This window comes from Burkholderia cenocepacia (genome assembly GCF_014211915.1).
GTDB classification, from domain to species: domain Bacteria; phylum Pseudomonadota; class Gammaproteobacteria; order Burkholderiales; family Burkholderiaceae; genus Burkholderia; species Burkholderia orbicola.
Window position 1 is genome coordinate 260,686 of the sequence record NZ_CP060041.1, and the last position, 26,159, is coordinate 286,844.

Below are 26,159 nucleotides of genomic sequence, written 5' to 3' on the forward strand. Positions count from 1 at the left end.
CATGCGTGTATCAGCGCGCGAGCAACGCCCCCGCCTGCCGGCCCAGCACCGCGCGCAACGCGTCGAGCTCGGGCAAGGCAGGCGCTTCGTCGGGCGTGACGAGGTAGGTGGTCACGCTGTCGAGATCGTCGAACGCGTGCGCGCGCAGCGCCTTGCGCGCCACGTGTTCGGTCGTGATCCGCTTCGGCAGGATCGCGACGCCCATCCCGGCCGCCACGCAGCCGAGGATCGCGCCGAACGTGCCGAACGACGACACCGATTCGATCGCGATGCCGCGCGCCTTCAGCCAATGCTCCGCGACCGCGCGATACGGGCAGCCATCGTGAAACGCGAGCAAGCGCACCGTGTTGCCGGCCAGCAACTGCCGGCGCGTGACGGTCGCCGCGCTCACCAGCACCATGTCTTCCGCGAACGCGGGCCCGTAACGCAACCCGGGCCGGACCACCGCCCGTGCGGTCAGCGCCGCGTCGATCCGGCCGCGCAGCAGCGCGTCGGCCAGATCCGGCTCGCTGCCGATCTGCACCGCGAGGCCGAGCGCCGGGTCGCGTTCCTTCAGCGCGGCGGCCAGCGCCGGCAGCCGCGTGGCGGCCGTGCTTTCCATCGAACCGAGCCGGAAGCTGCGGGCAATCGGCGTTTCGCGCACCACCTGCGTCGCCTCGTCGACGAGGCGCAGGATGCGATCGCAATACGGAATCAGCCGGCGCCCGGCATCGTTCAGCACCAGCCGCTTGCCGTGCCGGTCGAACAGCGGCGCGTCCAGCGACTCCTCGAGCTGACGCAGCCGCGCGGTGACGTTCGATTGCGTGCAGCCGAGCCGTTCGGCCGCACGCAACGCGCTGCCTTCCTGCACGACGGCCCGGAAAGTTTCGAGCAGAGGGATGTTCATATCGATTTCTCTTGTTACCGATTCAGTTTATATCATTTTACTTCGCCCATCATCCGGATTAGCCTAGGGCATGTTCCGAGGAATCCGCATGCCATCCGTTGCCTGCTTCGGCTTCACGCCCGTTCGCCGCCGGCCCGAGGTTCGTCCGTGCGTGCACTGATCGCCGCGCTGGTGCGGCGCGGTCCGACCGTGCTCGCGTGCGGCGTCGGCCTCGGGCTGCTGGTGCCGCCGCTCGCGGCGCTCGCGCGGCCGCTGATGCCCGTTACCGTGTTCGTGTTCGTGCTCGGCACGCTGCTGCGCGTCGAACCGAGCGCCGTGCGCGCGGTCGCGCGACGGCCCGCGGTGTCGCTGCTGCTGCCCGCGATGACGATGATCGCGTGCCCGGTCGCGCTCGGCATCGCCGCGCGGCTCGCCGGCCTGCCGTACGACTGGGTCGTGGCACTGGTGATCGCCTACTGCGCGCCGCCGTCGAGCGGCACGTCGACGATCGCGCGGATGCTGTCGCTCGACGCCAGCGTCGCGCTCGTCGCGACCCTCGCGTCGATGGTGTTCGTGCCGCTGACCGCGCCGCTGCTGACCGCGTGGTTCAGCCACGACGCGGCGGTGTCGATCTCGCCGTCGAGCCTCGCGCTGCGGCTCGCGCTGCTGATCGGCAGCGCCGAGGGCGTCGCGCTGCTCGTGCGGCGCTTTGCGGGCGCACGGCTCGCGCGCCATGCGACACCGATCGACGCCATCGTCGTCGTCGCGCTGCTCATATTCGCGCTCGGCACGATGGCCGGCATGCAGCAGTCGATCATCGACGCCCCGCACCGCGCGTTGACCGCGATCGCCCTCGCGTTCGCCGTCAACGCGGGTTTTCAGATTGTCGCGTACGGGCTCACGCCCGGCGACGTCCGCACGCGCCTGAACGTCGCGCTGATCGTCGCCAATCGCAACGTTGGGCTGATGTGGGCCGCGCTAGGGCTAGCCGCGACGCCGACCATGGCGCTCGTGTTCGCGTGCGCGCAGTTGCCGATCTATACGCTGCCGCGCGTCGTCCAGCATCTGCTGCCGCGCCTCGAGGCGCAGCGCCTGCGCAGGCGCGCACGCTAGCCGGTTTCCCTCTTCCGCCTTCGATCAAGGATTCCTCATGAAGCGACTCATCGTGATCGGCGCACGCGCCACCGGCAGCAGCATCGCGCTGGTGCGCGCCGCCCTCGCACGCCAGGTGGCCGTGACCGTCATCACCGCGCCCGGGCATCGTCTCGACGGCGTGTTTCCCGACGGCGTCGAGACGGTCAACCTCGCGCCCGACGCCGGCCAGCTCGCCGGCTGGCTGCGCGCGCACTTTCCGGACGAACTCGACACGCTGCGCGTGACGACCGCGCACGATACCTATGCGCGCACCGCGGCATGGGTCGCCGATGCGCTCGGGTTGCCCGGCCCCGATGCGCGGCATGTCGCGTACGCGGTGTCGAAGTCGAACCAGAAAGCGCTGCTCGCCGAGCACGGCATCCCGGCCGCGCAGTTCGTCGCGGGTACGCTGGCCGCGCCGGCGGCGCTCGCGGCGGCGGCTGCCCCGTTGCGCTTCCCGGTCGTCGTCAAGCCGTCGGAAGGCTCCGCGAGCGACGGCGTGCGCCGCTGCGAGGACATCGCCGCCGTGCGCGCGCAGCTCGACACGCTCGCCGCCGCCGCGCAGGCCGGCGCACCCGCGCTTGCGACCGAACGCGTCGTCATCGAGGAATTCCTGGCGGGCAGCGAATATTGCGTCGAGTATTTCGACGGCCGCTACGTCGGCGCGCTGCGCAAGCTGAAGCGGCATGGTGCAGGTTTTCTCGAGCGCGGGTATACGTCGGAACTCGATCTCGACGCCGACACGCTGCGCGCGCTGATCGACGTCGGCACGCGTGCGACGGCCGCCGCCGGGCTCACGTGGGGGCCCGTGCATCTCGACTGCATCGTGCATGACGGCGTGCCGCACGTGATCGAACTGAATCCGCGCATCGCGGGCAGCTTCATCTGCGACATCGTGCGCGACGGCTACGGCTTCAACGTGGTCGAAGCGTTGCTCGACAAGCTCGACGGAAGGACGGTGACGATCCCCGAGCTGTTCGAGCCGCATGCGTATGCGCGCGCCGAATTCCTGCTCGACAGCGATCCCGGCGCGTGGCGTTTCGCGCGGGGCGGGGAGATCGACGATGGCGCGGTCAGGATCAGCTACGGGCCGCAAGTGCTGCCCGATCGCGAACGGCGCGCATTTCTTTATGTGCGGGTGGCGTTGCCGGCGGGGCACGGTTCGGCGGATAGCCCGGCTTCAGTGGCCGAGCGCGACAGCGGCGTGCAGCCAACGCTGGCGGCAGCACCGTCACCTTATCCGGGCCTTCAACCAGCGAAATAACCTGACACGTACGCCGGGCCATCCAGATTCGCTGCGTTGCTACCCAAGCGCAGCCGTGTCGCACTTCAAGCGGGATCACGTCCATGTTCGTCGATGTGCGCCCCTACACAGTGGGCAGCCTCCTCCACGTTGCATGTGGCGTGCCCATACACGTCGAGTACGGCCGTGAACTCGCCTGCTGTCCGAACCGGAATCTGGCTGCAAACCTCAACGTCACGTTCGAAAAACGATGCGCGTCGATTAGGGCAGCAGGACGGTCGTTCATCGCGTTCCCGGTACAAGATCGAGGATTTCATCTATGCCGAGGCATCGCGGCTCGACCTCGAGCGTTCTTCCATGCGTGAGGATGTCGATGGCAACATCTCGCATCGCCATATACGCACTTCGAAGCATGTGGTTTGCATAGATCACCACGTTGAATCCGGCCTCCTGAAGCTCGTCGAACCGGAGATGGGCATAGCTCGTCGGCACGCAGATCAAAGGCACGTCCACATGGCGCCGCCGGAACTGCCGCGCAAAATCCAGGATCTCCTGACCATCCTTCTTGCGGCTGTGAATCATGATCCCGTCCGCACCCGCCTCGACATATGAGAAGCAGCGACCAATCGCCTCGTCGATACCTTTGTCCAGAATCAGACTCTCGCAGCGAGCAACGATCATCAGGTCGCGACCTATCCGGCTCGCGCAGCCGACCCGAATTTTCTCGGAGAAGTCCTCGATATCGTCCTGAGTCTGGGGCACCGCATTGCCGAACAGCGAGTTCTTCTTGAGCCCGCACTTGTCCTCGATGATGACGGCCGATACGCCGGCGCGCTCGAGCATTTTCACGTGAATCGCAAAATGCTCCGGTTTCCCGCCGGTGTCGCCGTCGAAAATCATCGGCAGAGCGCACACGTCAAAAATCTCCCGAATGCCTTGAAGGCGATTACTCGGCGACAGGATCTCGATGTCCGGCAAGCCTTTATGCGTCGAATCGGTCAACGAGCTCGACCAGATCGCGTCATAGCCGACGCACTGTCCCGAAGCCAGTTCGAGCCGAGCGCGCTCCGCCAGCAATGCGGAGATCGGGCTATGCGCCTCAAGGACGCGAATGCACTGCTTGATCGCGAGCAGCTCCCTGAGGGTGGTTCTGCGAATGTCCGTATCGGGCATGTGGTTCCCCTTTGTTCTTGATCGGCGACTTGCATCACAATGGAAAGAAACCAGCGCTACTTATCAGGATCGCGTCATGTCAAGCGGCACGACGTATCGGTCGAAATCTGCCAGCGCAACGAATCCCAGCGCATTCGCGACTTCACGCAGCGATTTCCCTTCGCGGTGGGCCGTCTTCGCAACGATCGCTGCGTTGTCGTAGCCGATATGGCGATTGAGCGCGGTGACCAGCATGAGGTTCTTTTCGAGGTTCTCGTCGATCTGCTGGAGATTGGGCTCGATGCCGACCGCGCAATGCACGTTGAACGCGTGACACGCGTCGGCGAGCAACGTGATGCTCTCCAGTACGTTATGGACCATCACGGGTTTGTACACGTTGAGCTGGAAATTCCCCTGACTCCCGGCGAATGCGACAGTCGCGTCGTTGCCGAATACCTGCGTGCAAACCATTGTGAGCGCTTCGCATTGCGTCGGATTGACCTTCCCGGGCATGATCGACGAGCCGGGCTCGTTCTCGGGAATGTGGATCTCGCCGATCCCGCAGCGCGGCCCGCTTGCAAGCCAGCGAACATCGTTGGCGATCTTCAACAGCGCCATCGCAAGCGTCCGGATCGCCGCGGACGTGCTGACGAGCGCGTCGTGCGCGGACAGCGCAAAGAACTTGTTGGCCGACGACCGGAACGGATGACCTGTGAGTTCTCCAATGATTGCCGCGCACGTGTCACCGAACAGCGGATGCGCGTTTAACCCCGTTCCCACAGCCGTGCCACCGATCGCGAGATCGTACAGGCCAGTCAGGTTGGTTCGGATCGAGGCTAGCGAATAGTCGATCTGCTTCACCCAGCCGCCAATCTCCTGCCCGAGTGTGATCGGAGTCGCGTCCTGCAAATGCGTGCGCCCCACCTTCACGACGTCGAAAAATCGCTCGGATTTCTCCAACAACGTATCGCGCAACGCCATCACGCTCGGGAACAACACGTCGAATAGTTCCGTGACGACTGCGATATACATCGCAGTGGGAAATGTGTCGTTCGACGACTGGCCGCGATTGACGTGATCGTTCGGATGAATCGGTGTCTTGCTGCCGAGCACCCCACCCTTCATTTCGATTGCGCGATTGGAGATGACCTCGTTGACATTCATGTTCGACTGCGTTCCGGATCCAGTCTGAAACACCACCAGAGGAAAATGCTCGTCGAGTGCCCCGGAAATCACTTCATCCGCCGCCTCAGAGATCGGGATGGCGATCGCTTCCGGCAACTCGCCGAGTTTGAGGTTCGCGAGCGCAGATGCCTTCTTCAGGATGCCCATTGCACGGATGATCGACCGCCCCCACTTGAAGCGGGATTGGCCGATCGGAAAATTGATAATGGAGCGCTCGGTTTGTGCACCCCAGTATTTGTCCGACGGGACCTGGATGGGACCCATCGAATCTGATTCGATACGCATGCTCATTAACCTCGATTCAGTAGCTCGCCGCAGCGAGAGGTGGACTTGTTCATTTGACGAAGCAAGATTCGAATGCATTCGCCGGCCGGTGTCCGCAGCTTCCATATCCGGCCTCGCAGGTCGCGCCGGTGTGCGCCGCGTTCGGCTTGTTTCACCGGCCCATCACGCGTGGAGCACCGACGCCATTTTTCCAAGGTGCTCGCAGGCCCGGATCACATACTCGTCGGACAGCATGCCGATACGGCGATAATTGATCTTTTGGTTCGATGCTTCCGCATAGAGCGTCAGCGCGTCAGCCGCGTGCCTGAAATGCCGCGCTTCGACGCTTCCGCAATGCACGCTCAGAAACGACGCTATCCGGTTGACTTCGGTCGCCGTAACCGAGAACGACTCGCGGATCCATTTCTTCCACATCGGCGTCATCAGGTTGTATTCGCCCGTGTTGAACAGCTCGGTCATCGCCATCATTTCAATGGCCTCGATCAGGTCGGGAGCGAGCGGACGCTTCTGTCCCACCCATGCAGAAAATTCCTTCGTGACGGGATCGAGAAACCGGTCCTGCAGACGCCAGTTGTCAGAACCGCAAATGGCAGTTGCCATCCGGTGATACAGCTTCGAGTGGTGCGGATGTCCGTGCAGCTCGCCGAGACCAATATCCTCGACGATAATCTCGCCGCAGTGTCGCGCGGCTGTCAGCATCTTCACCTTGTTCTGCTCGGCATCGAGCGACTCGGATTCCTGCAGGAGTCGCACGATGATGCTCGATACGGCATGGGCGGCGCCGTCGGGGCTACGCCATCCGCAAAAGAAGGTACAGAGCGAGTCGGCGGACCATTTTCTCGACGTGATTCCTTCATAGGTTTTTCGGTATTCGCGCAACCTGTCGCGATTGTTTTCAAAGCCAGTCAGCAGCGCATCGACGAGCTGCCTGTCCTCCACATCGACCAGTGCGTCGTTGACGTAGTCGATGAAAGCGTGCGTCGAATGTTCCATTGTCTTCCTCCTTGATTGATGAACGTTTCGATCGTGATGAGACTTGCCGGGCCGGCGCACCATGTCAGCACTACTCCGCAAGCCGATCGCACCGCGTTCTGGCGTCAGCCATCGAGTTCAATCGACGTCGATTTCCGCAATGAATTGGCCGAGGCGCATCAGGCCTTCGGCCAACTCTTCGTGCTCGATTGCATAGGAGATCCGAATGCAGTTCTGATCACCGCAGCCGGCGCCGGGAACGACAGCGACGTGCGCTTCCGTCAGCAGCAGTTCGGCGAGATGGTCGACATCGCGGATCCGCTGCCCGCGGTAGTGGTGGCCCAACTTTCCGGAAACATCAACAAACAAATAGAACGCGCCTTCCGGCGGTGCATATGCGATGCCCTCGATCCGGTCCAGAAACGCGCGTGCCTCGGTCAGTTGCCGTTCCAGGAACTGGTTGATCTCTGCAATGAATGCTTCGGAGCCGGACGTGATCGTACTGAGCGCCGCGTACTGCGACAGGCTGCTGGGGTTTGACGTTGTATGTCCCTGCAGGTTGTGCATCGCGGATATCACGTGTGCTGGCGCACACGCGTAGCCGACACGCCAGCCGGTCACGGCCTGACTTTTCGAAAACGAGTCGACGAGGACGGTCTGTTGCCTGAGCGGCTCGAAAAGCGACAGAATGTTGTGATGCTCGTGGGGGCGCCTGACGAGATGCCGGTAGCATTCGTCGAACACCACCCAGATTTGGCGGTCGAACGCGAGCCTCGCGATTCCAAGCAATTCTTCTCGCTGATAGACGGTTCCCGTCGGATTGTTGGGCGTGTTGATCACGATCATTCGGGTTCTGTCCGTCAGCACGCTCTCGACCGCACGCCGGGTCAGCCGGTACTGATCGGTTTGCGTGTCGACGCAGACGGCCGTTGCACCGGCGAGTCGGATCTGGGTCGGAAAAGTCTCCCAATAGGGCGTCGGAACGATCACTTCGTCGCCGGGGTTCAGCAAGACCATCGACGCATTGAAGAGCGCCTGCTTTGCGCCCGCCGTTACGGCGATCTCGTCTGCCGTGAACAGGGTCCCGCATCGCCGGCTCACGCTTTCCGCCAGCTTTTCACGGAGCTGAGGCAATCCGATCGGGGGCGTATAGCGATTGCGCCGGCTTTCCACTGCATCGATCGCGCCCGCCTTCATCGGCGGACAAGCATCTAAAGAAAGCTCTCCAGCGGCGAAATTGATTACCTTGATGCCACGGTCCTTCAATGCGTTTGCTTTGCTGCGCATGCTTGACGTGCCCGGTGCGGTAATGCTCCGCGCACGGTCCGACAGCGGCAACTCGATTTTCGGGAGGTCGCGTGTATTCATGTCGTTGTAGGCGAAAACCTATGAGATCAGGAGCCACGGCAAGGCGAGCCGGTCATCGGCGGCGCCTCATGCTTAGTGATACGAATTGAGTCGGACGGGTCCTGATCCCGGCCCGCCCTTGCGCTGTGTCAGACGAGCGCTTGCGCACACTCGCGCATGACGGTCGCCTTGCGGCGCAGGTAGTCCTGGAACAGTGTCGTCGCGGCCGACTCGTCGATCGTCACCTGCATCGCGTCGGCGAACGCATTGACCGCCTGTACGGCGTGCCCGAAGTGGTTGCTCTCGGTGCCGCCGGTATGCACGGTGACCCACGCGACGATGTGACGCACGCGATCGGCCGGAATGCCGACGTGCGTGTGGAACCAGGATTTGTAGAGGTCGTGGATGAACTCGACTTCGCCGTGCGTGTAAACCTCGTGAACCAGCGTGGTCAGCAAGCCGATGAGGAGATCCCGCTCCTTCAGCCGCTGACGATCCGTCCAGTCTTTGAATGCCTGCGCGGACGGAAGGCAAGCGGACTTCAGCAGCCATGTGTCGTCACCGCACGCAGCCGTCGCCATCGTATAGAAGAGATCGGCATGGAGCACACCGCCCAGCGCGCCGAGATCCTCATCGGTGATGCGCTGCAGGCTGGCGCAGACGTCATGAAGCTGGTTCGACGCCGCCGAACCAGCTTCGGAGCGCGCGAGCAGCGTGATCCGGTTTGCAAGGCCGGAAACGCTCGCCGCGGAATTGTTGGTCTTTGACCAACTGGCAAAAAACGTGCGCAGCGCCGACGCCGGATAGCTACGCTCGGTCAACCGGCGGAATGCACTTTCAATGTCCCGAAGCGTCTCCTCCTCGGCCGAGAAGGCCGCAACGAGCGCATCCTTCAGGACTCCGCCTTTCATCTCGTGAAGCACAGGCGTGACGATATCGAGCAACCCCGCTTGCGATTGAAACGTTTCCATCCTTTTCTCTCCGGTTCCAGGTGTGATTTGAAGTGAACTACCGAGTCAGCCGCACTTCGGGTGAGCGCGGTCTGCTTGCGCTGGCGGGAGGCATCCCGCGCCAGAAGAAAAACACGAGTGCACCTGCGATCGCCTGCGCACCGACGACGAATGCAACGCAGCCCGCCCAGCCCCAGCGATTCCATGGGGGGACGGGCAGGACCGAGCCGAGACTTCCGCCAAAGTAATAGAAGGACAGGTAGATGCCGATCGCCGTCGATCTTGCACCCCGTGCCACCCGCGAGATGAACGCATTGGCCGACGCCTGCTCGACGAACACCGCGGTCGAACTGAGCGCGAGACCGGTCAGGATCGCGACGACACTGTCGGACAGCGTCAGCAATGCCCCGACGATCGCGAGTACGGCCGCCGCGATGGCGAGATCGCGCGGGCCGCGTTGCGCCGCGACGCGGCCCGCCAGCGGCGTGACGACGACTGCGACGAGAAATACCGCATAGATCGCGCCGATCTCGACCGTATTGAAGCCAAATGGCGCACTGGCCAGTCGCAGTCCGACGAAGGTGAACGTCGCGACCTGCGATGCGAGCACGCATGCGCCGACCAGAAACGACGCCAGCAACGGGCCGTGCGTCAAAAGCTTCCAGCGCGGCGTCGATGCGCCATCGTCGTCCGGGCACGCGGCGCCGGACGCCGGCAGGCACGCGTGGATCGCAAGGCCCGTTGCGAGACACAGGAACGCGATGAAATCGAGCGCGTGACGCCAGCCGAACGCAGACGTCAGGATATTGGTCACGAAGCGCCCGGCGAATCCGCCGAGTGTCGTGCCGGCGACGAAGAGCGCACTGACCTCCGTCGCCGCGTCGTGGCTGAAGATCTCGCCGATGCAGGCGATCGAGATCGCGAAAATGAACGGCATCAGCATGCCCGCGGCAAATCGGGCGGCGAGGAACGACGAAAAGCTCGCCGCGTGCGCAGACCAGAGAACGGGGAGCGCGCACGCCACGGCGGCGCACGAAATCACCGTCTGGCGATCGAAGCGGGCGGCCAGCGCACCGACGAACGGAGCGATAATGGCGACCGCCAAGGTGGTAGCGCTGATGCCCTGGCCTGCTTGTTCGGCGCTCACGCCAAATGCCGCGGCGAGTTCGTGCAGGATGCCCTGAGTCGAATAAAGATTGAGAAAAGCCGCAAACCCACACAGGAAAAATGCGAATCGGATGGTTCTGTTGCCCACGGGGGATGCCCTATCTGGTTTGCGTGACAGTCTGACGAGTGGGCGACACGCGTGCCAATACTGTTTTCGTGGCCATTGATACCGAAAAGACAAAAATGCTCGACCTACGCCGCCTCCGCTATTTCGTGACCGTCGCCGATGAATTGCACTTCGGACGCGCGGCGTTGCGTTTGCGTATCGCCCAGCCGCCTTTGACGCGCCATATCGCGGCGCTGGAATCCGACCTCGGGATCCGCTTGTTCGAACGGTCGACACGTGCGGTGCAACTCACGCCGGCAGGCGCGCTGTTTCTCGAACACGCGAGGAGCGTCATTCATGCAGTCGACGAGGCGGAGGCAACGGCGCGCAAGATGGCGCAAGGTATGGTCGGCCGCGTCGTGATCGGCTATGCGAGTTCCATTCCGATGTCCGACGCGTTTTCGAACATCATCCGCAAGGTGAGTCGCAGCATGCCGGAAGTCGAGCTGGCGTTTCGGGAAGTATCGACCGCCAGTCAACGCCAGCAAATCTCCGGCGGTACGATGGACGTTGGATTCGGTTGGGCCGCGCCGAAGACGTCCGAAGCAGGCATCGGGGCCCTCGTCGTTTCGCGGGAGCCGCTCGTCGCCGCGGTTCCCGCCCAAAGCCAATATGCGGGTAAGGCAACGATCGAGTTTCGTGAACTCGTCGAGGAGAACTTCGTCACGTTTCCGGCGGGTTACGGTTCCGCGCTGAATGCGGCGCTCGAGGATCTGTGCGCCCATGAGGGCGTTGTGCCGCGAATAGGGCCTACCGCGTCGCAGATCACGACACTGGTGTCGCTGGTGGCAGCGGAACGCGGCGTCGCCATCGTGCCCAGCTTCACGTCGACGTTGCAACGCTCGGGCGTCGCTTACGTGCCGCTGGCGGGGCCGCATGTTCTCGAATTGGTCGTCACATGGTCCGAACCGTTCTCGTCAACCTGCGTCGAACAGTTCATCGCGTTCGCCAGGTCGATCGCGGGCGGCTAGGCTTCCAGGCCCTTCTTTACGTACCACGATAACGGCAGCGTCAGCAGCAGAACCGAGGCCAGCGCGAGCAGCGCGGTCGGAACGCCCGCGATGTCGCCCAGACGGCCGAAAAGAACCGGCGACAGCGCGCCGCCGCCGATCGTGCCCGTATAGAACAAGGCGAACGCCTGCTCGCGCTTGCCGACACCGGCCAGCTCCGGCACGACACCGTAGAGCACGGACGATGTCCCGTTCAGCGCCAGTCCAAGCAGCGGGAGCATCGCCATCATCGCGAAGAGCGGCGAGAACACGGCGAGCACAATCAACAGTGACGTGGCGGACTCCGTGAGCCACACCGTCTTCATCATCCCTATGCGCGCGCCCAAATAGCCGCAGAACAACTTGCCGAACGCGCCGCCCACGAACAGCAACGTCAGCGCGAGACCGATACCGGCAGTGCCGGCTCCCTTGTTTTTGAGCAGGAACGGCAGGAACGTCAGAAAGCCCATCCGCACGGCACTGTCGAGGGTGCCGGTCGCAAGCAGCGCGCGCAAGCCGCCGGACGAACCGTTGCCGATGGCCGCTTTCAGCGTCTTGTCGCGCGCCGCTCGCGACCCGTCGCGCGACGGAATCAGCCACCACAGCAGGCCCGCTGAAATCACGCCCAGCAGGCCGATCAGCGTGGCGCCGGTTCGCCACGTCACCACCGTCAACAGCAGGCCGATCAGGCCGGGTATCAGCGTCTTGCCGATGTCTCCGGAGAAGTTGTATTGGGCCAGCGCCTCCTTCACGCCTCCGCCTGCCTCGTAGGAATCGGTGACCATCGACGACGCGAGCGGATGCTGCGTGCTTGCGCCCAGTCCGCCCAACACCAGCGCGATCAGCAGTACCGTCAGCCCACCGGCCTGACCCGCGATCAGATAGGCCACGCCCGCGAGGGCGGTCCCGGCCACCAGCAAACGCTCCCGCCCCCAGCGTCGCGCTGCCCGGCTGGCGAGCAACTGGAAACCCGCCATCACGCCGGAATAGAGCCCGCGCAACAAGCCTATCTGCGCGTAATTGATCGCGAACTGCACCTGCCAGATCGGCAACAACACGTAAATGACGTCGGTCAACCCGTCGTGCACGGCATGCGCACCGCAGGCGGCAATCAGCGAGCGGCGACGGGACGGATCGGGACCATTCGGCGTATCGAGAGAGACTTCGTTTTTCAAATCGCTCATTTCGTTGATTGTGTACCGAATGTCGGTTTTGGTTCGCCGCAATGCTGAGTCAATGGCTTGAACCGCGACCTGATTCGGATGGAAGCACCGTGAAAATGCCGCGGGCGAATCGGCACTCCGGACTTCGACCTGCGCTTCTGGTTATAGACAATATCGAGGTACTTGCCGATCGTGCACTGTGCCCGACCCAGCGTGATGAATCGTGGATGATAGACCAGAACGCCATTCTGGCGTCCACCGAGAATTTCGCGTGGCGCATTGTCGTGGTAATGATCGCGACGACTTATCGATGCCTATGTGTTGAATTGGCTGATGATCGATTTGGAGAATCGGTGCGCTACAGCCAGAACGTCTGGTCGTTGCACTTGCCCGGATCGACGCTGCGCCCTTTCCACGCAAGCACGACTTACCTCAGCGGAAAATACGTGACATCCAGAGCCGGCGGCGCAACGTGCGTTTGCGACAGCAACGCATGAACCTGGCCGCGATGGTGGGCGTGATGAAGAAAAATGTGGGAAAGGACGAGTTGAAGCGGCTTTCGTTGCGGCGTTCCGTCCATGCTCGTGTAGTTCACCTCCGTCTCCAGGTCGCCGCGTGCAACCGCGCCGATGATGCGGACAAGCCGCTCATCCTCGCGTTGCCGTTCGGCACGCAGGCTTTCAAAATCCTGGCAGACGACGAAGTCCAGCGACGGGATGTCGTGCCCTTCCCCGGAGAGCCGGCCGAGCCAGATACGGTCGGTGGCAAGCAGATGATTGAGCGTGTTGTGGATCGACCCGAACGCACAGGCGCGCGCAAGAAAATACGCCGCCGACGGAAGACGGGCGCATGCTTCATAGAGAAGGCCATTCGCCCAGACGGTCCAACGTGCCAGCATCTCGAAGTGGTTCCCCATCGCCGTTCCCTTGTCTTTTGATTCCGTCCGGATAATCTAGGGGCCCGGATGATCCCTGTCGATGGCGTTTTTCTTATCACCCATAAGGCCTGACGATGCCCGTACGCCGTGATCCGCCCCAGACGCACTTGCTTCGGGCCTTCGAGGCCGTCGCCCGGCTGAAAAGCTTCAGGCAGGCGGCTGTCGAAATAGGTGTGTCGCAGAGTGCGATCAGCCAGCGCGTAGCGGCGCTCGAAACCCGCCTCGCGACGTGCCTGATCCACCGGGAGCATGGTCGCTTCGCATTGACCCGCGATGGCCTGGCCTATCTGGCAACGGCGGAAGGCGTACTGAGAACGCTCGCGCGGGCCGACGACAGGCTGGCCGATCGCCGGGAAACCGTCCGCATGACCGTTGTTTCGTCCTTCGCGCACTGCTGGCTCGCGCCCCGGCTCGCATCGCTCTCCTTGTCGCTGGAAGACATTGGTCTCGACCTGCACGTGTCGGACGAGATCGTCGCGCTCGACGAAGGCGAATACGATCTTGCGATCCGCTTGCATCCGAAGGCGGGGATTCCGGGAGAACGGATGACGGCAACCGACGACGTGCTGGTCCCGGTCTACGCGCCCGGCAGTCGGGCGAGCCAAGCCGATCGCGCGGCCGCGTTCGCGGGCATGAGGTTGCTCGAGGACGACTGCAGCCGTCTCGGCGGATCTCGCCACCCATCGTGGGACGCCTGGCATGAGGTCAACGGATGCGATATCCCGCCGGCGCGCAGGCGGATCGTGTTCAATGACGCGGGCTTGATGATCGAGGCTGCTCGCCGCGGGGCCGGCGTCGCGCTCGCACGCCAATCGCTGGTCGCGGACCATCTGGCTGCCGGCGAGTTGGTGACAGTCGACGGAACGCCGCTCGAATGCCTCGGGCAAACCTCATTGATTCAAAGACGAGTAAGCCGTCGCAGCAAGGCAAGCCGGCGCGTCGCGACATGGCTTCTCGATGCCGTCTCCGCGGATATCGCTTAGCATCGCTTGTCGAATTTCTCGCGGACGGCACATGTCATCTGTATCGAGCCCTCGCCGCCCGATCCATCAGCGCGCCGTCCGCGCCAAACGTGCTGCGCCGGCGGCGCATTCAACGCAACGGCGACCACGTCTCCGGCAAGCCAATCGTCGACGTCGCCCTTTCGATCTGTTCCGGCCCGCCTGCCGGCGGCCACAGACCCTCGGCGTAGTGCCGCTTTCTCAACGCCATGCGTTCTTCCAGACTCGAGAATCCCCAGATGTGCGTGATGCGTGGCGGTCCATCGAGCGCGTACATGTTGCAGACGAGATGCGACGTATAGGCTTTGGCCGGGCCCACCGCACGTTCCCACGCGGCCATGGTCGGCGCGATACCGCCGGCTTTCAGCCAGTAACGACGAATCTCGTAGAAGCCGCCGAATGCGCCCGGTTCGATATCGGGTAGAAAAGGGAAAAGTGCATGGCTTTCCATGGCCAATCGAACGGCCGCGCTTTCAATGCCGAAAGGTCGCTCGGCGCTCAACGCCCGATTGCGTTCATGCTGCAATGCATCCATCGTCTCGAAGCCACGCAGCACGACAATCCGCGATAGCTCACCGATTTCCGTGCGCCATGCGCCAAGCAGCCGCCCTTGCGCGCCGGCATCCGATACCCAGCGATGCGCATGGCGGGACACCCTGTCCTGGTCCAGAAGCGGACACGACAACGTCGTGAGTTCATACGGCATATCTGCTCTCCTTTCGCTCGTCTATCGCACTGTATTTCCAAACCGGTGGCCGATAAACGCGCATCATCTTGAAACAGAATCCAGTACGATTGCGCAATGGACCTCCTCAAGGCGATGGCCGTATTCGTCCGTATCGTGGAAACAGGTAGCCTGACGGCGGCGGCGCAGGCGGCCGATCTGTCGCCGACCATGGTCGGCAACTACCTTCAGGCGCTGGAAAGCCGGCTGGGCGCGGTGCTCGTTCACCGCACGACCCGCAAGCAGAAAGTCAGCGCGTTCGGCCACGCTTACTACGAGCGATGCGTCGAAATTCTCGGTCTGGTCGACGACACGGAACAGCTTGCGCTCGCTCACCTCAAGCAGCCACGAGGGCGTTTGCGCGTGACCGCGCCTGTCGTGTTTACGAACGAGTGCCTGATTCCCGCGCTCGCGGACTATTACCGACGCTACCCCGAGATCCAGCTCGATATCGTCGCAACCGATTCGCTCGCCGATCTGTTCGACGAAGGCTTCGAGGCGGCCATTCGCATCGGCACGCTCGCCAACCCGGATGTGGTGGCGCGTCCGCTGGCGCCATACCGGCTGGTGCTGTGTGCGTCGCCCGCTTACGTTCACGAACATGGCGCGCCGGCTACGCCGCACGCGCTAGCCGAGCATCACTGCCTGACGTATGCGTATCCGCCCCGAGCGGAATGGCACGCGGCGCAAACCCAATGGACGCTGGAAGGCCCGGATGGGCCGATGAGCCTGTCCGTGGACGGCAGACTGAAAATTGACAATGCGGACGCGTTGCGCCGGGCGGCGTTGAGAGGGCTGGGTATCGCGATGCTTCCTTCCATCTTGATACGCGACGACATTCGCGAGAAGCGCCTCATCGAGATCATGCCGGACTTCGCCGGCCCTGAACGGACGATGAACCTGCTTTATCTTCAGGAGAGGCAGCAATCACCGAAGCTTCGCAGCTTCACTGAATTCGTGGTCGACCGGTTCGGCGCCGAAACGGCCTGTCGGACGTGAGGCGATTGCCGCCGGTCGCGAAAGGCGTCGTATTTCATCGACACCTCGCGATTTCGACCCGATGCGCGTTTCCGCCTTCACCCACCGTGGTCGTTCGTCTGCACCGGCCTGCGACGGAATGGCGCCGAAGCGACGGTGCTCGAATCGGATCGCGCCGCCTCCGCCGCCTGCAGGGCGTGGCCGTTAGCCGCGCGAATCGACCCAGTTGCGTGCCCAGCGTGCCGAATGCGCGAGCGCCTGTGCCTCGCTCGTGAAGTAATCGAGCGAATAGAACTGATAGCGGCCTTCGTCGTGCGTGCTATCGGCGCGTTCGAGCACGAGGTTGGATGAAAAACTACCGTCGGGCAAGCGATGCGCCGAGGGTTGGACGGCATAGCCGTTGTATTGTTGAATTCGTTTGTTGTGCATTTTAATTTTAATGATGTTCGAGTGCGCGCGTGCCGTGCGAAATGCGCACGGGCAAGCCGATTCAAAGCCATTGCGGACTGAATCTGACGCAGTCGGAAAGCGAAAATAAGGCGTTGCGGCCGGAGGGGGAATGAAGTGCAACGAGACGTGTGACGCTCGGCCAGCTGAATCACTCGATACAGCTCAAGGCGATCGCGCCAACTTGGGGAGGCGAAGCTCCGTTGGGATGTCGCTGCGACCCGGCGTCCGTCGTGGGAGGCCGGGCCCTTCAAACTTTACAGCGGCTTGATGTTGGCCGCTTGCAGACCCTTCGGGCCTTGCTTCGTTTCGAAGCTCACTTTTTGATTTTCAGCCAGCGTCTTGAAGCCGTCGGCACGAATTTCGGAGAAATGAGCGAACAGGTCGTCGCCGCCCTTGTCCGGAGTAATGAAGCCAAAGCCTTTGCTGTCGTTGAACCACTTGACGATACCGGTATCCATGAAGATTCCTTGAGAAAAAAATACGGAGAATTGCTCTGTTGAAAGAGCGCGTGAAGCGTCAAGGAGGGAGAGGACAACGAATACCGCTGAGGAGGAGCGAGCAATTGATGAACAGCAATCGGACTTCTTGGACTTCGGTGCATACACTAACGGCAGGTGCCGGCCGCGTCAACGACTATCTTGTAACTGTGTGACATCCAGCTCGACGCGCCGACATCGAGACGCCCTTCAGCATCCGGGGCGCGACTCCGCGACCGTGGGCAGCGCAGCCGGAGGCTGTCGTCACGACTGGACCCGCACCGCCCCGCTTCACGCCTTCGCGAAGGCCAGCAGCAGCTCGCCGAGTTTGCCCGGTTGCTCCTGCTGGATCCAGTGGCCTGCGCCGTCGATCAGCTCGATGCCGCGCATGCTCGTCGTCGCCTTCGTCCTCATCAGATCGAGCGCGCCCGGCGCAGAATAGGTGCCCCAATCGCGCTTGCCGCCAATGAAGAGCGACGGGACGTCGATCGTCCTGCCCGAAAACAGGCGCAACTCGGCGTTCAGGTCGGGATCGGACAAGACACGATAAGCCTGAAGCGCGCCTTGAAACCCGGTACGGCCATACTCCGCCGTGTATACGCCAAGTTCCGCGTCGGTAAGCCATGTGCAGGCAAGGATGTCGGCGGCGGACGGCTGGAATGGCGCAACGGTTTCGGGCATCGTCTTGCCGAGATCCATCACGTAGTACGTGGGCATTTGCGCCAGCTCCGCGGCCGTGAGCGCCTTCAGCGGATGCGGCTTGTTGCCCGGCCAGTCGGCGCTCTTCACGTGGAAAAATGCCCGCAGAAACGCTGATAGACCTTGGGGTGGATGCCACATGTCCCGGTTGGCGTTCCGTGTGCACAGGTATTGCTGGTAATACGCTCTCGGCGGATCGAGCGCGGCAAGCGCCGCCGCCAACTTTCGACCTTCGCTGTTCGGTTGAGCCGACGATGGCTCGCTTTGCGCCGTGTCGAACGGAAACGCCGGCGGACCAGGGAACGGCGCACTCATCAGCACCACTGACGGAAAAACGTCCGGTCGCGCCAGCGCGCAATACGCCGCCACGGGCGAGCCGAGGTCGTGCCCGACCAGCATCGACGTATGCCGATACCCCAACGCCGATACCAGTCCGAGGGCGTCGCGCGTCATATTCAGGAGGCTGAAGGGCCCGAGCGGAGCGTCATAGTCGTTCGCCCAACCGGTCGTGCGTCCATAACCGCGCTGGTCGGGCGCCACGACGTGGTATCCCGCGTCGGCCAGGATGGGCATGAGATGCCGCCAGCCGTAGGCCAGATCCGGAAAACCGTGCAAAAGCAACGCGAGCGGCCGGCCGGCGCTTTCATAACCGGCTTCGAGAATGTGAATATCGAGGCCGTTCACCCCATGGATCATGCGCGAGCGCACTCCTTTCGGAAGCGTTCCTGCACCGTATGTCGGCGTGGCCAAATCACTCTCTCCTGTCGGGGTTGCGCGGGCAGGACGAAGCAAGGCAGCAATCAGGCCGGCCGCGCCCATCGCCAGGACGGTTCGTCGCGGCGCCGATGGCTTGCTCTTGTCGACGGGCATCGTCGAACTCCGAAATATGGTGATCACCATAGTATGGCGATCGCCATAGACCGGTCAAGCGGAACGTGGTAATTTCCCGGCATGACACGCAAGACTGACGCTCGCGCTCGCGCGATTGCCACGGCCGAAAGGCTGTTTCGCATCCAGGGCTACACGGCGACCGGACTGACCCAGATCCTCGAGGAAAGCGGCGCGCCCAAAGGGTCGTTCTACTTTCACTTTCCTCGCGGCAAGGCCCAACTCGCCGAGGAAGCAATCGACAACTACGTCACCCATCGAATTGCGGTCTTGCAGAACATCTCGGCTGATACGACCGGTCATGCGCTGAATTTTGTTCGCCAGATCTTCAGCACGTTTGCGGCCGAAATGGTCGCTACCGATTTTCAGTACGGGTGTCTCATGCAAAACCTGGCAAACGAACTGCCCGCGCTCGACGCCGAGCTGACCCAGCGGGTGGCGCGGGGGTTTGCCGATTCGACCGAGGTGATTGCGGCGCATTTCAGGGGGTGCGGGTTCGCTTCCGCGCGCGCATCCTCGGCCGCAGCCGCGTTGGTCGCCGCGCTCGAAGGCGCCCGCACGGTCGCGCGCCTGGAACGCTCGCCGGCCGTGTTCGACGCGCTGGCAGATGTCAGCAGCCAGGGATGGGGCGTTTCCGAGGGGTGATCCGGCCCAATGTTCTCGTCATGCGTCGTGCCTTGCGCACATCAGGGGGAAATTGCCCGTTGCCGTGATGCCGCACCGGTTCGGCATCCGCGAACGCACGACGTGCCGCGAATTCTCTCGACTACGTTTGCTCGAACTGCGCAGCGGTAGCCGGGCAACGTGAACGCGTGGAAACCGGCAAGCAGCCGCACGAGTACCCCGAGTTCCGAAGCATGGCCAGATCGATCAAGCATGACCTCGCCGCGCAGATCGTCTATCGATGATCGACTTGCGGGCATAGCCGACGCGGAAACACCCGAAAACCACGAAACCTGCGGCCGCCATCGCGAACACCCAAACCGCAGGTCAATGCGAAGCACCGAACAGTCGAATCACGACGCCGCGCAACCACCGGTTGCCGGCCTCGTGGTGATAGCGCGCATGCCAATGCTGCCGCACCGCGAAGCCTTCGACGGGAATCGGGCACGCATGAACCGCCAGATCGCCGGCCTGGGCCAGCGTCTCGCCGATATGACGCGGTAGCGTCGTAATCAGGTCGGTCGTCTGAACGATCGCCCCCAGCCCCAGAAAGCCCGGCAATTCCAGCACCACGTCTCGCTCGATGCGCGCCTGCCGCAGCGCCTGTTCGAGGAGTTGCGCCCCCGTTCCCGCCGTAATCGCGACATGCCCTTCCGAACGATACTGCCTGGCCCCGAGCCGACCGCGAATCCTCGGGTGATGCCGATTCACCAGACAAATCCAGTCCTGGTCATACAGCTTCTGCTGATAAATGCCGCCGCCCAGCCACGGCACGTAGCCGATCGCGAGATCGGCTTCGCCGGATTCGAGCGCCCGCTCCGTATTGCCGTCGATCCGTGCGGCTTCCAGCCGGACGCCCGGCGCCTGCGCCCGGACATGGGCCAGCAGCCGCGGCAGCAGCGTGACGTGACTCGCGTCGGTCATGCAGATGCGAAAGCGTCGCTGGGCGGTCGCGGGATCGAACGCGATCTCCCACGCAGTGAAGCGCCGCAGCGATTCGAGAATTTCCCGGCAGGGCCCGATCAGCGCGTCGGCTTGCGGTGTCGGCGCCATGCCGCCGGGGGTGCGGATGAAGAGCGGATCGTGCAGGTGTTCCCGCAAATGCCCGAGCCAGATGCTGACGGTCGGCTGGCTCTGGCCGAGCTGCTCGGCGACGCGCGTGACGCTGCGCACGTCGTACAACAAATCGAATAGCTGAAGCAGCTTCAGGTCCGGCAGATCGGCGGGCATCGTCGCATTATTGTCCATGGCAATGACGTCATTGTACTCATTGCATTGTCGGCATGAGCGGCGGCTCCTATCGTGAGGTCATACGTCAAGGAGACACCATTGAAAATCGCGATTCTGGGAGCCGGCGCACTGGGTTGTGCGATCGGCGCCACCCTCACCGAAGGCGGTCACGAGACCTGGTTGATCGACCGCTCGCCCGCACACGTCGATGCGATGCGTCGCGACGGCCTGCGCGTCGACGACGCCCGCGGCACCCGGCAGGTACGCGTACACGCGACGACGCAAGCGGCCGAAGTCGGCACGGCCGACGTGGTCGTGGTGCTGGTCAAGTCGTTCCACACCGACGCCGCGATCCGCGGCGCCCTGTCGCTGGTCGGGCCTGATACCGTCGTGCTGTCGCTGCAGAACGGCCTCGGCCACGAGGACATCCTGAGCGACGCCGTCGGCCGCGAGCGCGTCCTCGCGGGCAAGACCTACGTCGGCGGCGTGCTGCGCGGGCCGGGTCATATCGAATCCGGCGTGATCGGCAAAAGCACCTACATCGGCGAGCTCGACGGCCGCATCACGCCGCGCGTGCAGGCGATCGCCGCCGCGTTCGATACCGCCGGCCTCGCGACGACGATCAGCGACAACATCGTCGGCACGATGTGGGACAAGCTGCTGGTGAATGTCGCGACGGGCGCGCTGACCGGCCTCACCGGCCTCACCTACGGGCAGCTCTACGACGAGCCGCTGCTGAAGGCGACGTCGCTCGCGGCGGTCGCCGAAGCCATCGCGGCGGCTCAGGCGGCCGGCGTCAAGCTGTCGATGACCGATCCCGAACAGGCCTGGACGCTCGCCGCCGAGGGGCTGCCCGCCGCCTTCAAGACCTCGATGCTGCAAAGCCTGGAGAAAGGCTCGATCACCGAGATCGACTTCATCAACGGCTCGGTCGTGCGCGCCGGGCAGCGCCATGGCGTGCCGACCCCGGTCAATGCCACGCTCGTCGCCTGCATCAAGGGGCTGGAGCGCGCGCTGGCCGATCGCCAACGCGAGGAGGCCACGGCATGAGCGCCACGAAAGCCTATCTCGAACACGTCGCGATCTGGGTGAAAGACATCCACTGGCACATCCGTTTCTTCGAGGACGTGCTCGGCATGACGCTGCGCGAAGTGGACGGCCCGCTCGACGCACCGCGACAGTACTGGACGCTCGGCGGCATGCAGTTCATCCACGCACCGGAACATGACGGCCCGGAAGGCCGGCTCGCCCATCTCGGCGTGATGTGCGAGGACCTGGAGGCCGCGCTGGCCGCCGCGCGGCGATTCGACGTGACGGAGATGCCGCAGGGGCGCAACTGGATTCGCCTGCCCGACGGGCTTGCCGTCGAACTGATTCAGGCCAGGCCGGCTTCGTGCGTCGCGCAGGCGCTGGCGATCAACCCGCGCGCGGAGGCATGACCATGACGATCGTCGAGAAATACTGGGACGATGCCCGCGAGGGCGACACGTGCACGAGCCCGACCTACCTCGTGACCAAGGAACGCATTCTCGCGTATGCCGACCTCACCGGCGACCATACGCCCGTTCACGTGGACGAGGAATACGCGAACGCCAGCCATTTCGGCTGCCTCGTCGCGCACGGGCTGTTCGGCCTGTCCGTTGCCGACGGCCTGAAGACCCAGAGCGACTATCGCTTCCTGCCGGGCATGTCGCTCGGCTGGACCTGGGATTTCCTGCTGCCGATCAAGGTCGGCGACGTGCTGCACGTGACGTTCCGCGTCGGTTCGATGCGGGCCAGCAAGAGCCGCCCGGACTGGGGCATCGTCGTGCTGCCGTCGGAGCTGATCAATCAGGACGGGCAGGTCGTTCAACGCGGCGAACATCGCCTGATGGTGCCGCGCCGTCCGGAGGCACTGTGATGCAGGCACGTCCCCTCGAAGGCATTCGCGTCGTCGACTACAGCCATTTCCTCGCCGGCCCGTATGTCGGGCGCTGTCTCGCGGCGCTCGGTGCCGAAGTGATCAAGGTCGAGCGCCCGGGCGCCGGCGACGCCGGACGCCAGCACGCGACCGTGCTCGACGACCAGCAAAGCGGCTACTTCCTGCAGCTCAACATGGGCAAGCGTGGCGTGAGCGTCAACATGAAGGACGCGCGCGGCAAGGCGTTCATGCAGCGGCTGTGCGACTCCGCCGACGTCTTCATCGAGAACTATCGGCCGGGCGCGCTGGACAAGCTCGGGCTCGGCTATGAAGAACTGTCGGCGCGCAATCCGGGCCTCGTCTACTGCTCGATTTCCGCGTACGGTCACACCGGTCCCGATGCGCATCGCGCGGGTTTCGGGCTGATCGCCGAAGCGAAGAGCGGGATCATGCAGATGGTCGGCACGCCCGGCGAGCGTCCGCCGCTGCTGCGCATTTCGCTCGGCGACATGTACACCGGCATTCATGCGGTCGCGGCGATCAATGCCGCGCTGCTGGGGCGCGTGAAGAGCGGTCGCGGGCAACACGTCGACATGGCGCTGTACGACACGCTGGTGTCGATGCACGAATATGCGGTGCAGTGCTACACGCTGAAGGGCGTGCTGCCCGAGCAGACCGGTCACGACATGCCGACCTCGACACTCTATGGCGTGTTCCGTGCCGCCGACGGCGATCTCGTGATCGCCGCGCAAGTCGACGACGCATGGAAGCGCTTTGCACAACTGATCGAAGCACACGGCGGCCCGGCTGGCTTCGGCGCGGACACCCGGTTTCACGACAGCACCGGGCGCAATGCGCATCGCGCGGAGATCCTGTCGGTGGTCGAGCCGTGGGTGGCCGCGCGTTCCGTCGCGTCGGTACTGGACCTGCTGGACGGCATCGACGTTCCGTGCGCGAAGGTGCAGCGCATCGACGAGGTGTTGAACGATCCGCAGATCCAGGCCAGAGGCATGGTCGTCGAGCAGCAGCATCCGCGCTACGGGACGCTGCGCCTGCCCAACCTGCCGTTCCGGTTTTCCGATTGCGATACGACGATTCGCGAGGTCGCGCCCGATCTCGGCCAGCACAACGCGGAAGTCGCGCGGTCCCTCGGGTTCGATGCGGCCGAAATCGACGCGATGCAGGCCGACGGCGTCCTCTATTCAAAAGTGAGCCAATGATGACCGACCAATACGCGGTGATCGGCAATCCGATCGGACACACCAAATCCCCGCTGATTCACGGCCTTTTCGCGCAAGAGACGCAGCAGGACCTCCGCTATACGGCGATCGAGGGCCCGCTCGAGCCGGCAGGCGCTTTTGCTGCCGCGGTGCGGGCGTTTTTCGACGGCGGCGGCAAGGGCATCAACGTCACCGCGCCGTTCAAGCTCGACGCATTCGCGATGTCGGACGAACGCAGTGAGCGGGCGCAGCTCGCGGGCGCGGCCAACGCGCTCAAGTTCGACGGCGGCCGCATCCTGGCGGACAACTTCGACGGCATCGGACTGGTTCGCGATATCGAGGCGAACCTCAATCTGCCGATGGCCGGCAAGCGTGTGCTGGTGCTCGGTGCGGGCGGCGCGGCACGCGGTGCGCTGTTGCCGTTCCTCGAAGCCGGCCCGGCGGAACTCGTGATCGCGAATCGCGACGTCGACAAGGCGCGCGCGCTGGCCGCGCAGGTCGCCGGACGCGGCCCGCTCGTTGCCGGCAGCTACGCGGACCTCGCGCGGATGGGACGTTTCGATCTGGTGGTCAACGCGACGTCGGCCAGTTTGACCGGCGATCTGCCGCCTGTCCCGCCGAGCGTGTTCAGTCCGACGGGCACCGCCTATGAACTCGCCTATGGCAAGCGGCTCACGCCGTTTCTCCGGCTCGCTAAAAACGCGGGCGTGCACGGGATCGCGGACGGCGTCGGCATGCTGGTCGAGCAGGCGGCCGAGGCGTTCGCATGGTGGCGCGGCGTGCGGCCCGCGACCAGCGCGGTGATCGACCGGCTGGCCGTGCCGTTTGACTGAACACATGATCCGGCAGACCCGGCGCGTCCCGCTGAACGGCCTGTGGCGAGCGAACGCGCGCCCGGTCGACAAGGCAGAATACGACCGGTTGGGCGTCGGCGCGATGGCGCACGATCACACCGCGCGCGAATCCATGCCAGGATCATTGCGCAGCTAGCCGGCGATCGACGCGGCGTCGTGTCCGGCGCCGCTTCCGCCACGCACTGTTTCAGCTTGTTACCGCGGTGTGCGCGCGCCGAGCAACCTTGCCTTGCCGCCGTCTTCACCCCACGTCCCAATACCGTGCCGAACACCGTCATGCCGGACACCACGCGCCCCGCTCGCCTGAACTTCGCGCTCATGTTACCGCTGCTGCTGGCGGCCCAGCCGGTGGCGACCGACAGTTACTTGCCGGCCCTGCCTGAAATCGCCGCGACGCTGGGCTCCGCCAGCGTCAGTCTCACGGTTTTCGCATTGATATTCGGTGTCGGACAATTGCCGATGGGCGGTCTTTCCGACCGAATCGGCCGCCGCCCCGTCTTGCTGACCGGCCTTGCGCTCTATGCGCTGAGTGCACTGGCGGCGGCGCTCGCATCGAGCGCCGCGATGCTGGTGGCCGCGCGTGCGATGCAGGGCTTTGCGATGGCCGCGATCCTGGTATGCGCGCGTGCGACGGTACGCGACCGGTACTCGGCGGGCGACGGCCCGTACGTAATGGCGCGCGGTTTCATGGGAATGGGGATGATGGCGTTCCTTGCCCCGATTCTCGGTGCGTATGTCACGCAGCACGCGGGCTGGCGATGGGTACTCGCGGGGATGAGCCTGTATGCGTTCGGCTTGCTCGTCATGTGCTGGTACGGCTTCGAGGAAAGCGCCGCCAGAATCGCGCCGGGCTGGAACTCGACCGGGGACGTGCGCGAGATATTCGGCAACGCCCCGTTCAGGGTATGGACGCTGCTGGCCGCGTCGACGTACACCGGCATGTTCTGTTTTCTGCTGCTTTCTCCGACGATCTACATCCGGCAGCTCGGCATCTCGCCCCAGCGATACGGCTGGATACCGGCGAGCGGGACGCTCGTTTATGTTCTCAGTACCGTTGGCTGCCGGCACTTGCTGAGACGTCAAAGCATGCTGCGAACGGTGCGGCAAGGCGCGACGTTGAGCCTGTCAGGCGCGGTGATCCAGGCATTGGGGTGCGCGCTGCTTCCCGGCAGCATCTGGCCGCTGCTCGTCGGGCACGGCGTGTATTGTCTCGGGCACGGAATCCATCAGCCATGCGGGCAGGCAGGCGCGGTCAGCGGCCTGCCTCATCTTGCCGGCCGCGCGGTATCCTGGTCCGGCTTCATCATGATGTTCTTCGCTTTCAGCGTGGGACAGACGGCGGCGGTTTTCACCGATCCGCGCTATCAGTCGGGCGCGTGGCCGATGGTGGTGCCGATGCTTGGCGTTGGTGTCACGCTGGTTACGATTGCGTTTGCGTGGTTGCCGAAAATCGGTGGCGCGACTTTGGGCGCGGCAGCGGTTCCGACGCCGGCGGTGGATGGTCGGTGAGTTGTGGTGGGAACTCGGTGGAAAGCGGCGGGATGGGTGTCCAGCGCGTCTCTTGTGACCGCCAAATGGACT

The 26,159-nt window shown here is 63.8% G+C and carries 26 protein-coding genes; 12 read left to right on the top strand and 14 right to left on the bottom strand.

Annotated elements, in window-relative coordinates:
- Nucleotides 1-10: 10 nt before the first annotated feature.
- On the bottom strand, nucleotides 11-886 hold the full coding sequence (locus SY91_RS30370) for a LysR family transcriptional regulator (RefSeq protein WP_023475074.1): 876 nt from the start codon (nucleotides 884-886) through the stop codon (nucleotides 11-13).
- A 147-nt stretch (nucleotides 887-1,033) separates the two neighbouring features.
- On the opposite strand from SY91_RS30370, the gene SY91_RS30375 reads away from it, so the two are divergent.
- A complete protein-coding gene (locus tag SY91_RS30375) occupies nucleotides 1,034-1,978 on the top strand; it encodes a hypothetical protein (RefSeq protein ID WP_023475075.1) in 945 nt (314 codons plus the stop codon).
- A gap of 37 nt (nucleotides 1,979-2,015) precedes the next feature.
- Nucleotides 2,016-3,263, top strand: a complete 1,248-nt coding sequence (locus SY91_RS30380; protein ID WP_023475076.1) for an acetyl-CoA carboxylase biotin carboxylase subunit family protein — start codon at nucleotides 2,016-2,018, stop codon at nucleotides 3,261-3,263.
- Between the two features lie 261 nt (nucleotides 3,264-3,524).
- On the opposite strand, the gene aepX is transcribed toward SY91_RS30380, so the two are convergent.
- The 6 genes from aepX to SY91_RS30410 all read right to left on the bottom strand — a co-directional run bounded on the left by aepX (nucleotide 3,525) and on the right by SY91_RS30410 (nucleotide 10,388).
- On the bottom strand, nucleotides 3,525-4,415 hold the full coding sequence (gene aepX / locus SY91_RS30385) for a phosphoenolpyruvate mutase (RefSeq protein ID WP_023475077.1): 891 nt from the start codon (nucleotides 4,413-4,415) through the stop codon (nucleotides 3,525-3,527).
- A gap of 63 nt (nucleotides 4,416-4,478) precedes the next feature.
- Nucleotides 4,479-5,864: a class II fumarate hydratase gene (fumC, locus tag SY91_RS30390; protein WP_043886747.1), complete on the bottom strand. Its 1,386-nt coding sequence runs from the start codon at nucleotides 5,862-5,864 to the stop codon at nucleotides 4,479-4,481.
- A gap of 162 nt (nucleotides 5,865-6,026) precedes the next feature.
- Nucleotides 6,027-6,857, bottom strand: coding sequence for a hypothetical protein (locus tag SY91_RS30395; protein WP_023475079.1), 831 nt, complete (start codon nucleotides 6,855-6,857; stop codon nucleotides 6,027-6,029).
- Nucleotides 6,858-6,974: 117 nt separating this feature from the next.
- Nucleotides 6,975-8,204 (bottom strand): pyridoxal phosphate-dependent aminotransferase, encoded by a 1,230-nt coding sequence (locus SY91_RS30400; protein WP_023475080.1) that lies wholly within the window; start codon nucleotides 8,202-8,204, stop codon nucleotides 6,975-6,977.
- Between the two features lie 128 nt (nucleotides 8,205-8,332).
- Entirely contained in the window at nucleotides 8,333-9,154 is an 822-nt protein-coding gene (locus tag SY91_RS30405) for a hypothetical protein (RefSeq protein ID WP_023475081.1), read from the bottom strand.
- A gap of 37 nt (nucleotides 9,155-9,191) precedes the next feature.
- Nucleotides 9,192-10,388, bottom strand: a complete 1,197-nt coding sequence (locus SY91_RS30410) for an MFS transporter (RefSeq protein ID WP_023475082.1) — start codon at nucleotides 10,386-10,388, stop codon at nucleotides 9,192-9,194.
- A gap of 95 nt (nucleotides 10,389-10,483) precedes the next feature.
- On the opposite strand from SY91_RS30410, the gene SY91_RS30415 reads away from it, so the two are divergent.
- The gene (locus tag SY91_RS30415) at nucleotides 10,484-11,377 is read left to right on the top strand and encodes a LysR substrate-binding domain-containing protein (RefSeq protein WP_023475083.1); all 894 of its coding nucleotides are present in this window, start codon (nucleotides 10,484-10,486) and stop codon (nucleotides 11,375-11,377) included.
- Here the strand turns inward: SY91_RS30415 and SY91_RS30420 are convergent.
- Both SY91_RS30420 and SY91_RS30425 read right to left on the bottom strand, forming a co-directional pair.
- Nucleotides 11,374-12,579 (bottom strand): MFS transporter, encoded by a 1,206-nt coding sequence (locus SY91_RS30420; protein WP_043886696.1) that lies wholly within the window; start codon nucleotides 12,577-12,579, stop codon nucleotides 11,374-11,376. The genes SY91_RS30415 and SY91_RS30420 overlap by 4 nt on opposite strands.
- A gap of 406 nt (nucleotides 12,580-12,985) precedes the next feature.
- The gene (locus tag SY91_RS30425; RefSeq protein WP_023475085.1) at nucleotides 12,986-13,474 is read right to left on the bottom strand and encodes a DinB family protein; all 489 of its coding nucleotides are present in this window, start codon (nucleotides 13,472-13,474) and stop codon (nucleotides 12,986-12,988) included.
- Between the two features lie 128 nt (nucleotides 13,475-13,602).
- Between SY91_RS30425 and SY91_RS30430 the strand changes: the two genes are divergently transcribed.
- The gene (locus SY91_RS30430) at nucleotides 13,603-14,478 is read left to right on the top strand and encodes a LysR family transcriptional regulator (RefSeq protein WP_185642986.1); all 876 of its coding nucleotides are present in this window, start codon (nucleotides 13,603-13,605) and stop codon (nucleotides 14,476-14,478) included.
- Nucleotides 14,479-14,587: 109 nt separating this feature from the next.
- Here SY91_RS30430 and SY91_RS30435 read toward each other — a convergent pair whose 3' ends face one another.
- Nucleotides 14,588-15,202, bottom strand: coding sequence for an NIPSNAP family protein (locus SY91_RS30435; RefSeq protein WP_023475087.1), 615 nt, complete (start codon nucleotides 15,200-15,202; stop codon nucleotides 14,588-14,590).
- 96 nt (nucleotides 15,203-15,298) lie between these two features.
- Here SY91_RS30435 and SY91_RS30440 point away from each other — a divergent pair, with 96 nt between their 5' ends.
- Entirely contained in the window at nucleotides 15,299-16,219 is a 921-nt protein-coding gene (locus tag SY91_RS30440) for a LysR family transcriptional regulator (RefSeq protein ID WP_023475088.1), read from the top strand.
- A 183-nt stretch (nucleotides 16,220-16,402) separates the two neighbouring features.
- Here the strand turns inward: SY91_RS30440 and SY91_RS30445 are convergent, their stop codons facing one another.
- The 3 genes from SY91_RS30445 to SY91_RS30455 form a co-directional block, all read right to left on the bottom strand.
- Nucleotides 16,403-16,627 (bottom strand): hypothetical protein, encoded by a 225-nt coding sequence (locus SY91_RS30445; protein ID WP_043886699.1) that lies wholly within the window; start codon nucleotides 16,625-16,627, stop codon nucleotides 16,403-16,405.
- A 275-nt stretch (nucleotides 16,628-16,902) separates the two neighbouring features.
- Nucleotides 16,903-17,106, bottom strand: coding sequence for a cold-shock protein (locus SY91_RS30450; RefSeq protein WP_011549079.1), 204 nt, complete (start codon nucleotides 17,104-17,106; stop codon nucleotides 16,903-16,905).
- 309 nt (nucleotides 17,107-17,415) lie between these two features.
- Nucleotides 17,416-18,519 (bottom strand): alpha/beta fold hydrolase, encoded by a 1,104-nt coding sequence (locus SY91_RS30455; RefSeq protein ID WP_043886704.1) that lies wholly within the window; start codon nucleotides 18,517-18,519, stop codon nucleotides 17,416-17,418.
- Nucleotides 18,520-18,774: 255 nt separating this feature from the next.
- On the opposite strand from SY91_RS30455, the gene SY91_RS30460 reads away from it, so the two are divergent.
- Nucleotides 18,775-19,356: a TetR/AcrR family transcriptional regulator gene (locus tag SY91_RS30460; protein ID WP_023475091.1), complete on the top strand. Its 582-nt coding sequence runs from the start codon at nucleotides 18,775-18,777 to the stop codon at nucleotides 19,354-19,356.
- Nucleotides 19,357-19,701: 345 nt separating this feature from the next.
- Here the strand turns inward: SY91_RS30460 and SY91_RS30465 are convergent, their stop codons facing one another.
- Complete coding sequence (locus tag SY91_RS30465) at nucleotides 19,702-20,622, bottom strand: LysR family transcriptional regulator (protein ID WP_023475092.1); 921 nt, start codon at nucleotides 20,620-20,622, stop codon at nucleotides 19,702-19,704.
- Between the two features lie 81 nt (nucleotides 20,623-20,703).
- Here SY91_RS30465 and SY91_RS30470 point away from each other — a divergent pair, with 81 nt between their 5' ends.
- From SY91_RS30470 to SY91_RS30495, 6 genes are all read left to right on the top strand, one after another.
- Nucleotides 20,704-21,654 carry a ketopantoate reductase family protein gene (locus tag SY91_RS30470; protein WP_023475093.1) on the top strand — a complete coding sequence of 317 codons (951 nt, stop codon included), beginning with the start codon at nucleotides 20,704-20,706 and terminating at the stop codon, nucleotides 21,652-21,654.
- On the top strand, nucleotides 21,651-22,043 hold the full coding sequence (locus tag SY91_RS30475) for a VOC family protein (protein WP_023475094.1): 393 nt from the start codon (nucleotides 21,651-21,653) through the stop codon (nucleotides 22,041-22,043). Before SY91_RS30470 ends, SY91_RS30475 begins: the two co-directional genes overlap by 4 nt.
- A gap of 2 nt (nucleotides 22,044-22,045) precedes the next feature.
- Nucleotides 22,046-22,504 (top strand): MaoC family dehydratase, encoded by a 459-nt coding sequence (locus SY91_RS30480; RefSeq protein ID WP_023475095.1) that lies wholly within the window; start codon nucleotides 22,046-22,048, stop codon nucleotides 22,502-22,504.
- Entirely contained in the window at nucleotides 22,504-23,724 is a 1,221-nt protein-coding gene (locus tag SY91_RS30485) for a CaiB/BaiF CoA transferase family protein (RefSeq protein WP_023475096.1), read from the top strand. The genes SY91_RS30480 and SY91_RS30485 overlap by 1 nt, the downstream gene beginning before the upstream one ends.
- Nucleotides 23,724-24,557, top strand: coding sequence for a shikimate dehydrogenase (aroE, locus tag SY91_RS30490; RefSeq protein ID WP_043886748.1), 834 nt, complete (start codon nucleotides 23,724-23,726; stop codon nucleotides 24,555-24,557). The genes SY91_RS30485 and aroE overlap by 1 nt, the downstream gene beginning before the upstream one ends.
- A 297-nt stretch (nucleotides 24,558-24,854) precedes the next feature.
- Nucleotides 24,855-26,087: an MFS transporter gene (locus SY91_RS30495; protein WP_023475099.1), complete on the top strand. Its 1,233-nt coding sequence runs from the start codon at nucleotides 24,855-24,857 to the stop codon at nucleotides 26,085-26,087.
- Nucleotides 26,088-26,159 lie beyond the last annotated feature (72 nt).

Excerpts from the sequence above, each read along its gene's own strand:
- SY91_RS30445 (WP_043886699.1), bottom strand. The coding sequence starts at position 16,627 with ATGCACAACAAACGAATTCAACAATACAACGGCTATGCCGTCCAACCC.
- fumC (WP_043886747.1), bottom strand. The coding sequence starts at position 5,864 with ATGCGTATCGAATCAGATTCGATGGGTCCCATCCAGGTCCCGTCGGAC.
- SY91_RS30425 (WP_023475085.1), bottom strand. The coding sequence starts at position 13,474 with ATGGGGAACCACTTCGAGATGCTGGCACGTTGGACCGTCTGGGCGAAT.
- SY91_RS30480 (WP_023475095.1), top strand. The coding sequence starts at position 22,046 with ATGACGATCGTCGAGAAATACTGGGACGATGCCCGCGAGGGCGACACG.
- SY91_RS30415 (WP_023475083.1), top strand. The coding sequence starts at position 10,484 with ATGCTCGACCTACGCCGCCTCCGCTATTTCGTGACCGTCGCCGATGAA.
- SY91_RS30380 (WP_023475076.1), top strand. The coding sequence starts at position 2,016 with ATGAAGCGACTCATCGTGATCGGCGCACGCGCCACCGGCAGCAGCATC.
- SY91_RS30420 (WP_043886696.1), bottom strand. The coding sequence starts at position 12,579 with ATGAGCGATTTGAAAAACGAAGTCTCTCTCGATACGCCGAATGGTCCC.
- SY91_RS30465 (WP_023475092.1), bottom strand. The coding sequence starts at position 20,622 with ATGGACAATAATGCGACGATGCCCGCCGATCTGCCGGACCTGAAGCTG.
- SY91_RS30405 (WP_023475081.1), bottom strand. The coding sequence starts at position 9,154 with ATGGAAACGTTTCAATCGCAAGCGGGGTTGCTCGATATCGTCACGCCT.
- SY91_RS30450 (WP_011549079.1), bottom strand. The coding sequence starts at position 17,106 with ATGGATACCGGTATCGTCAAGTGGTTCAACGACAGCAAAGGCTTTGGC.
- SY91_RS30460 (WP_023475091.1), top strand. The coding sequence starts at position 18,775 with ATGACACGCAAGACTGACGCTCGCGCTCGCGCGATTGCCACGGCCGAA.
- SY91_RS30475 (WP_023475094.1), top strand. The coding sequence starts at position 21,651 with ATGAGCGCCACGAAAGCCTATCTCGAACACGTCGCGATCTGGGTGAAA.
- SY91_RS30440 (WP_023475088.1), top strand. The coding sequence starts at position 15,299 with ATGGACCTCCTCAAGGCGATGGCCGTATTCGTCCGTATCGTGGAAACA.
- aepX (WP_023475077.1), bottom strand. The coding sequence starts at position 4,415 with ATGCCCGATACGGACATTCGCAGAACCACCCTCAGGGAGCTGCTCGCG.
- aroE (WP_043886748.1), top strand. The coding sequence starts at position 23,724 with ATGACCGACCAATACGCGGTGATCGGCAATCCGATCGGACACACCAAA.
- SY91_RS30400 (WP_023475080.1), bottom strand. The coding sequence starts at position 8,204 with ATGAATACACGCGACCTCCCGAAAATCGAGTTGCCGCTGTCGGACCGT.
- SY91_RS30435 (WP_023475087.1), bottom strand. The coding sequence starts at position 15,202 with ATGCCGTATGAACTCACGACGTTGTCGTGTCCGCTTCTGGACCAGGAC.
- SY91_RS30455 (WP_043886704.1), bottom strand. The coding sequence starts at position 18,519 with ATGATCCATGGGGTGAACGGCCTCGATATTCACATTCTCGAAGCCGGT.
- SY91_RS30395 (WP_023475079.1), bottom strand. The coding sequence starts at position 6,857 with ATGGAACATTCGACGCACGCTTTCATCGACTACGTCAACGACGCACTG.
- SY91_RS30485 (WP_023475096.1), top strand. The coding sequence starts at position 22,504 with ATGCAGGCACGTCCCCTCGAAGGCATTCGCGTCGTCGACTACAGCCAT.
- SY91_RS30370 (WP_023475074.1), bottom strand. The coding sequence starts at position 886 with ATGAACATCCCTCTGCTCGAAACTTTCCGGGCCGTCGTGCAGGAAGGC.
- SY91_RS30495 (WP_023475099.1), top strand. The coding sequence starts at position 24,855 with ATGCCGGACACCACGCGCCCCGCTCGCCTGAACTTCGCGCTCATGTTA.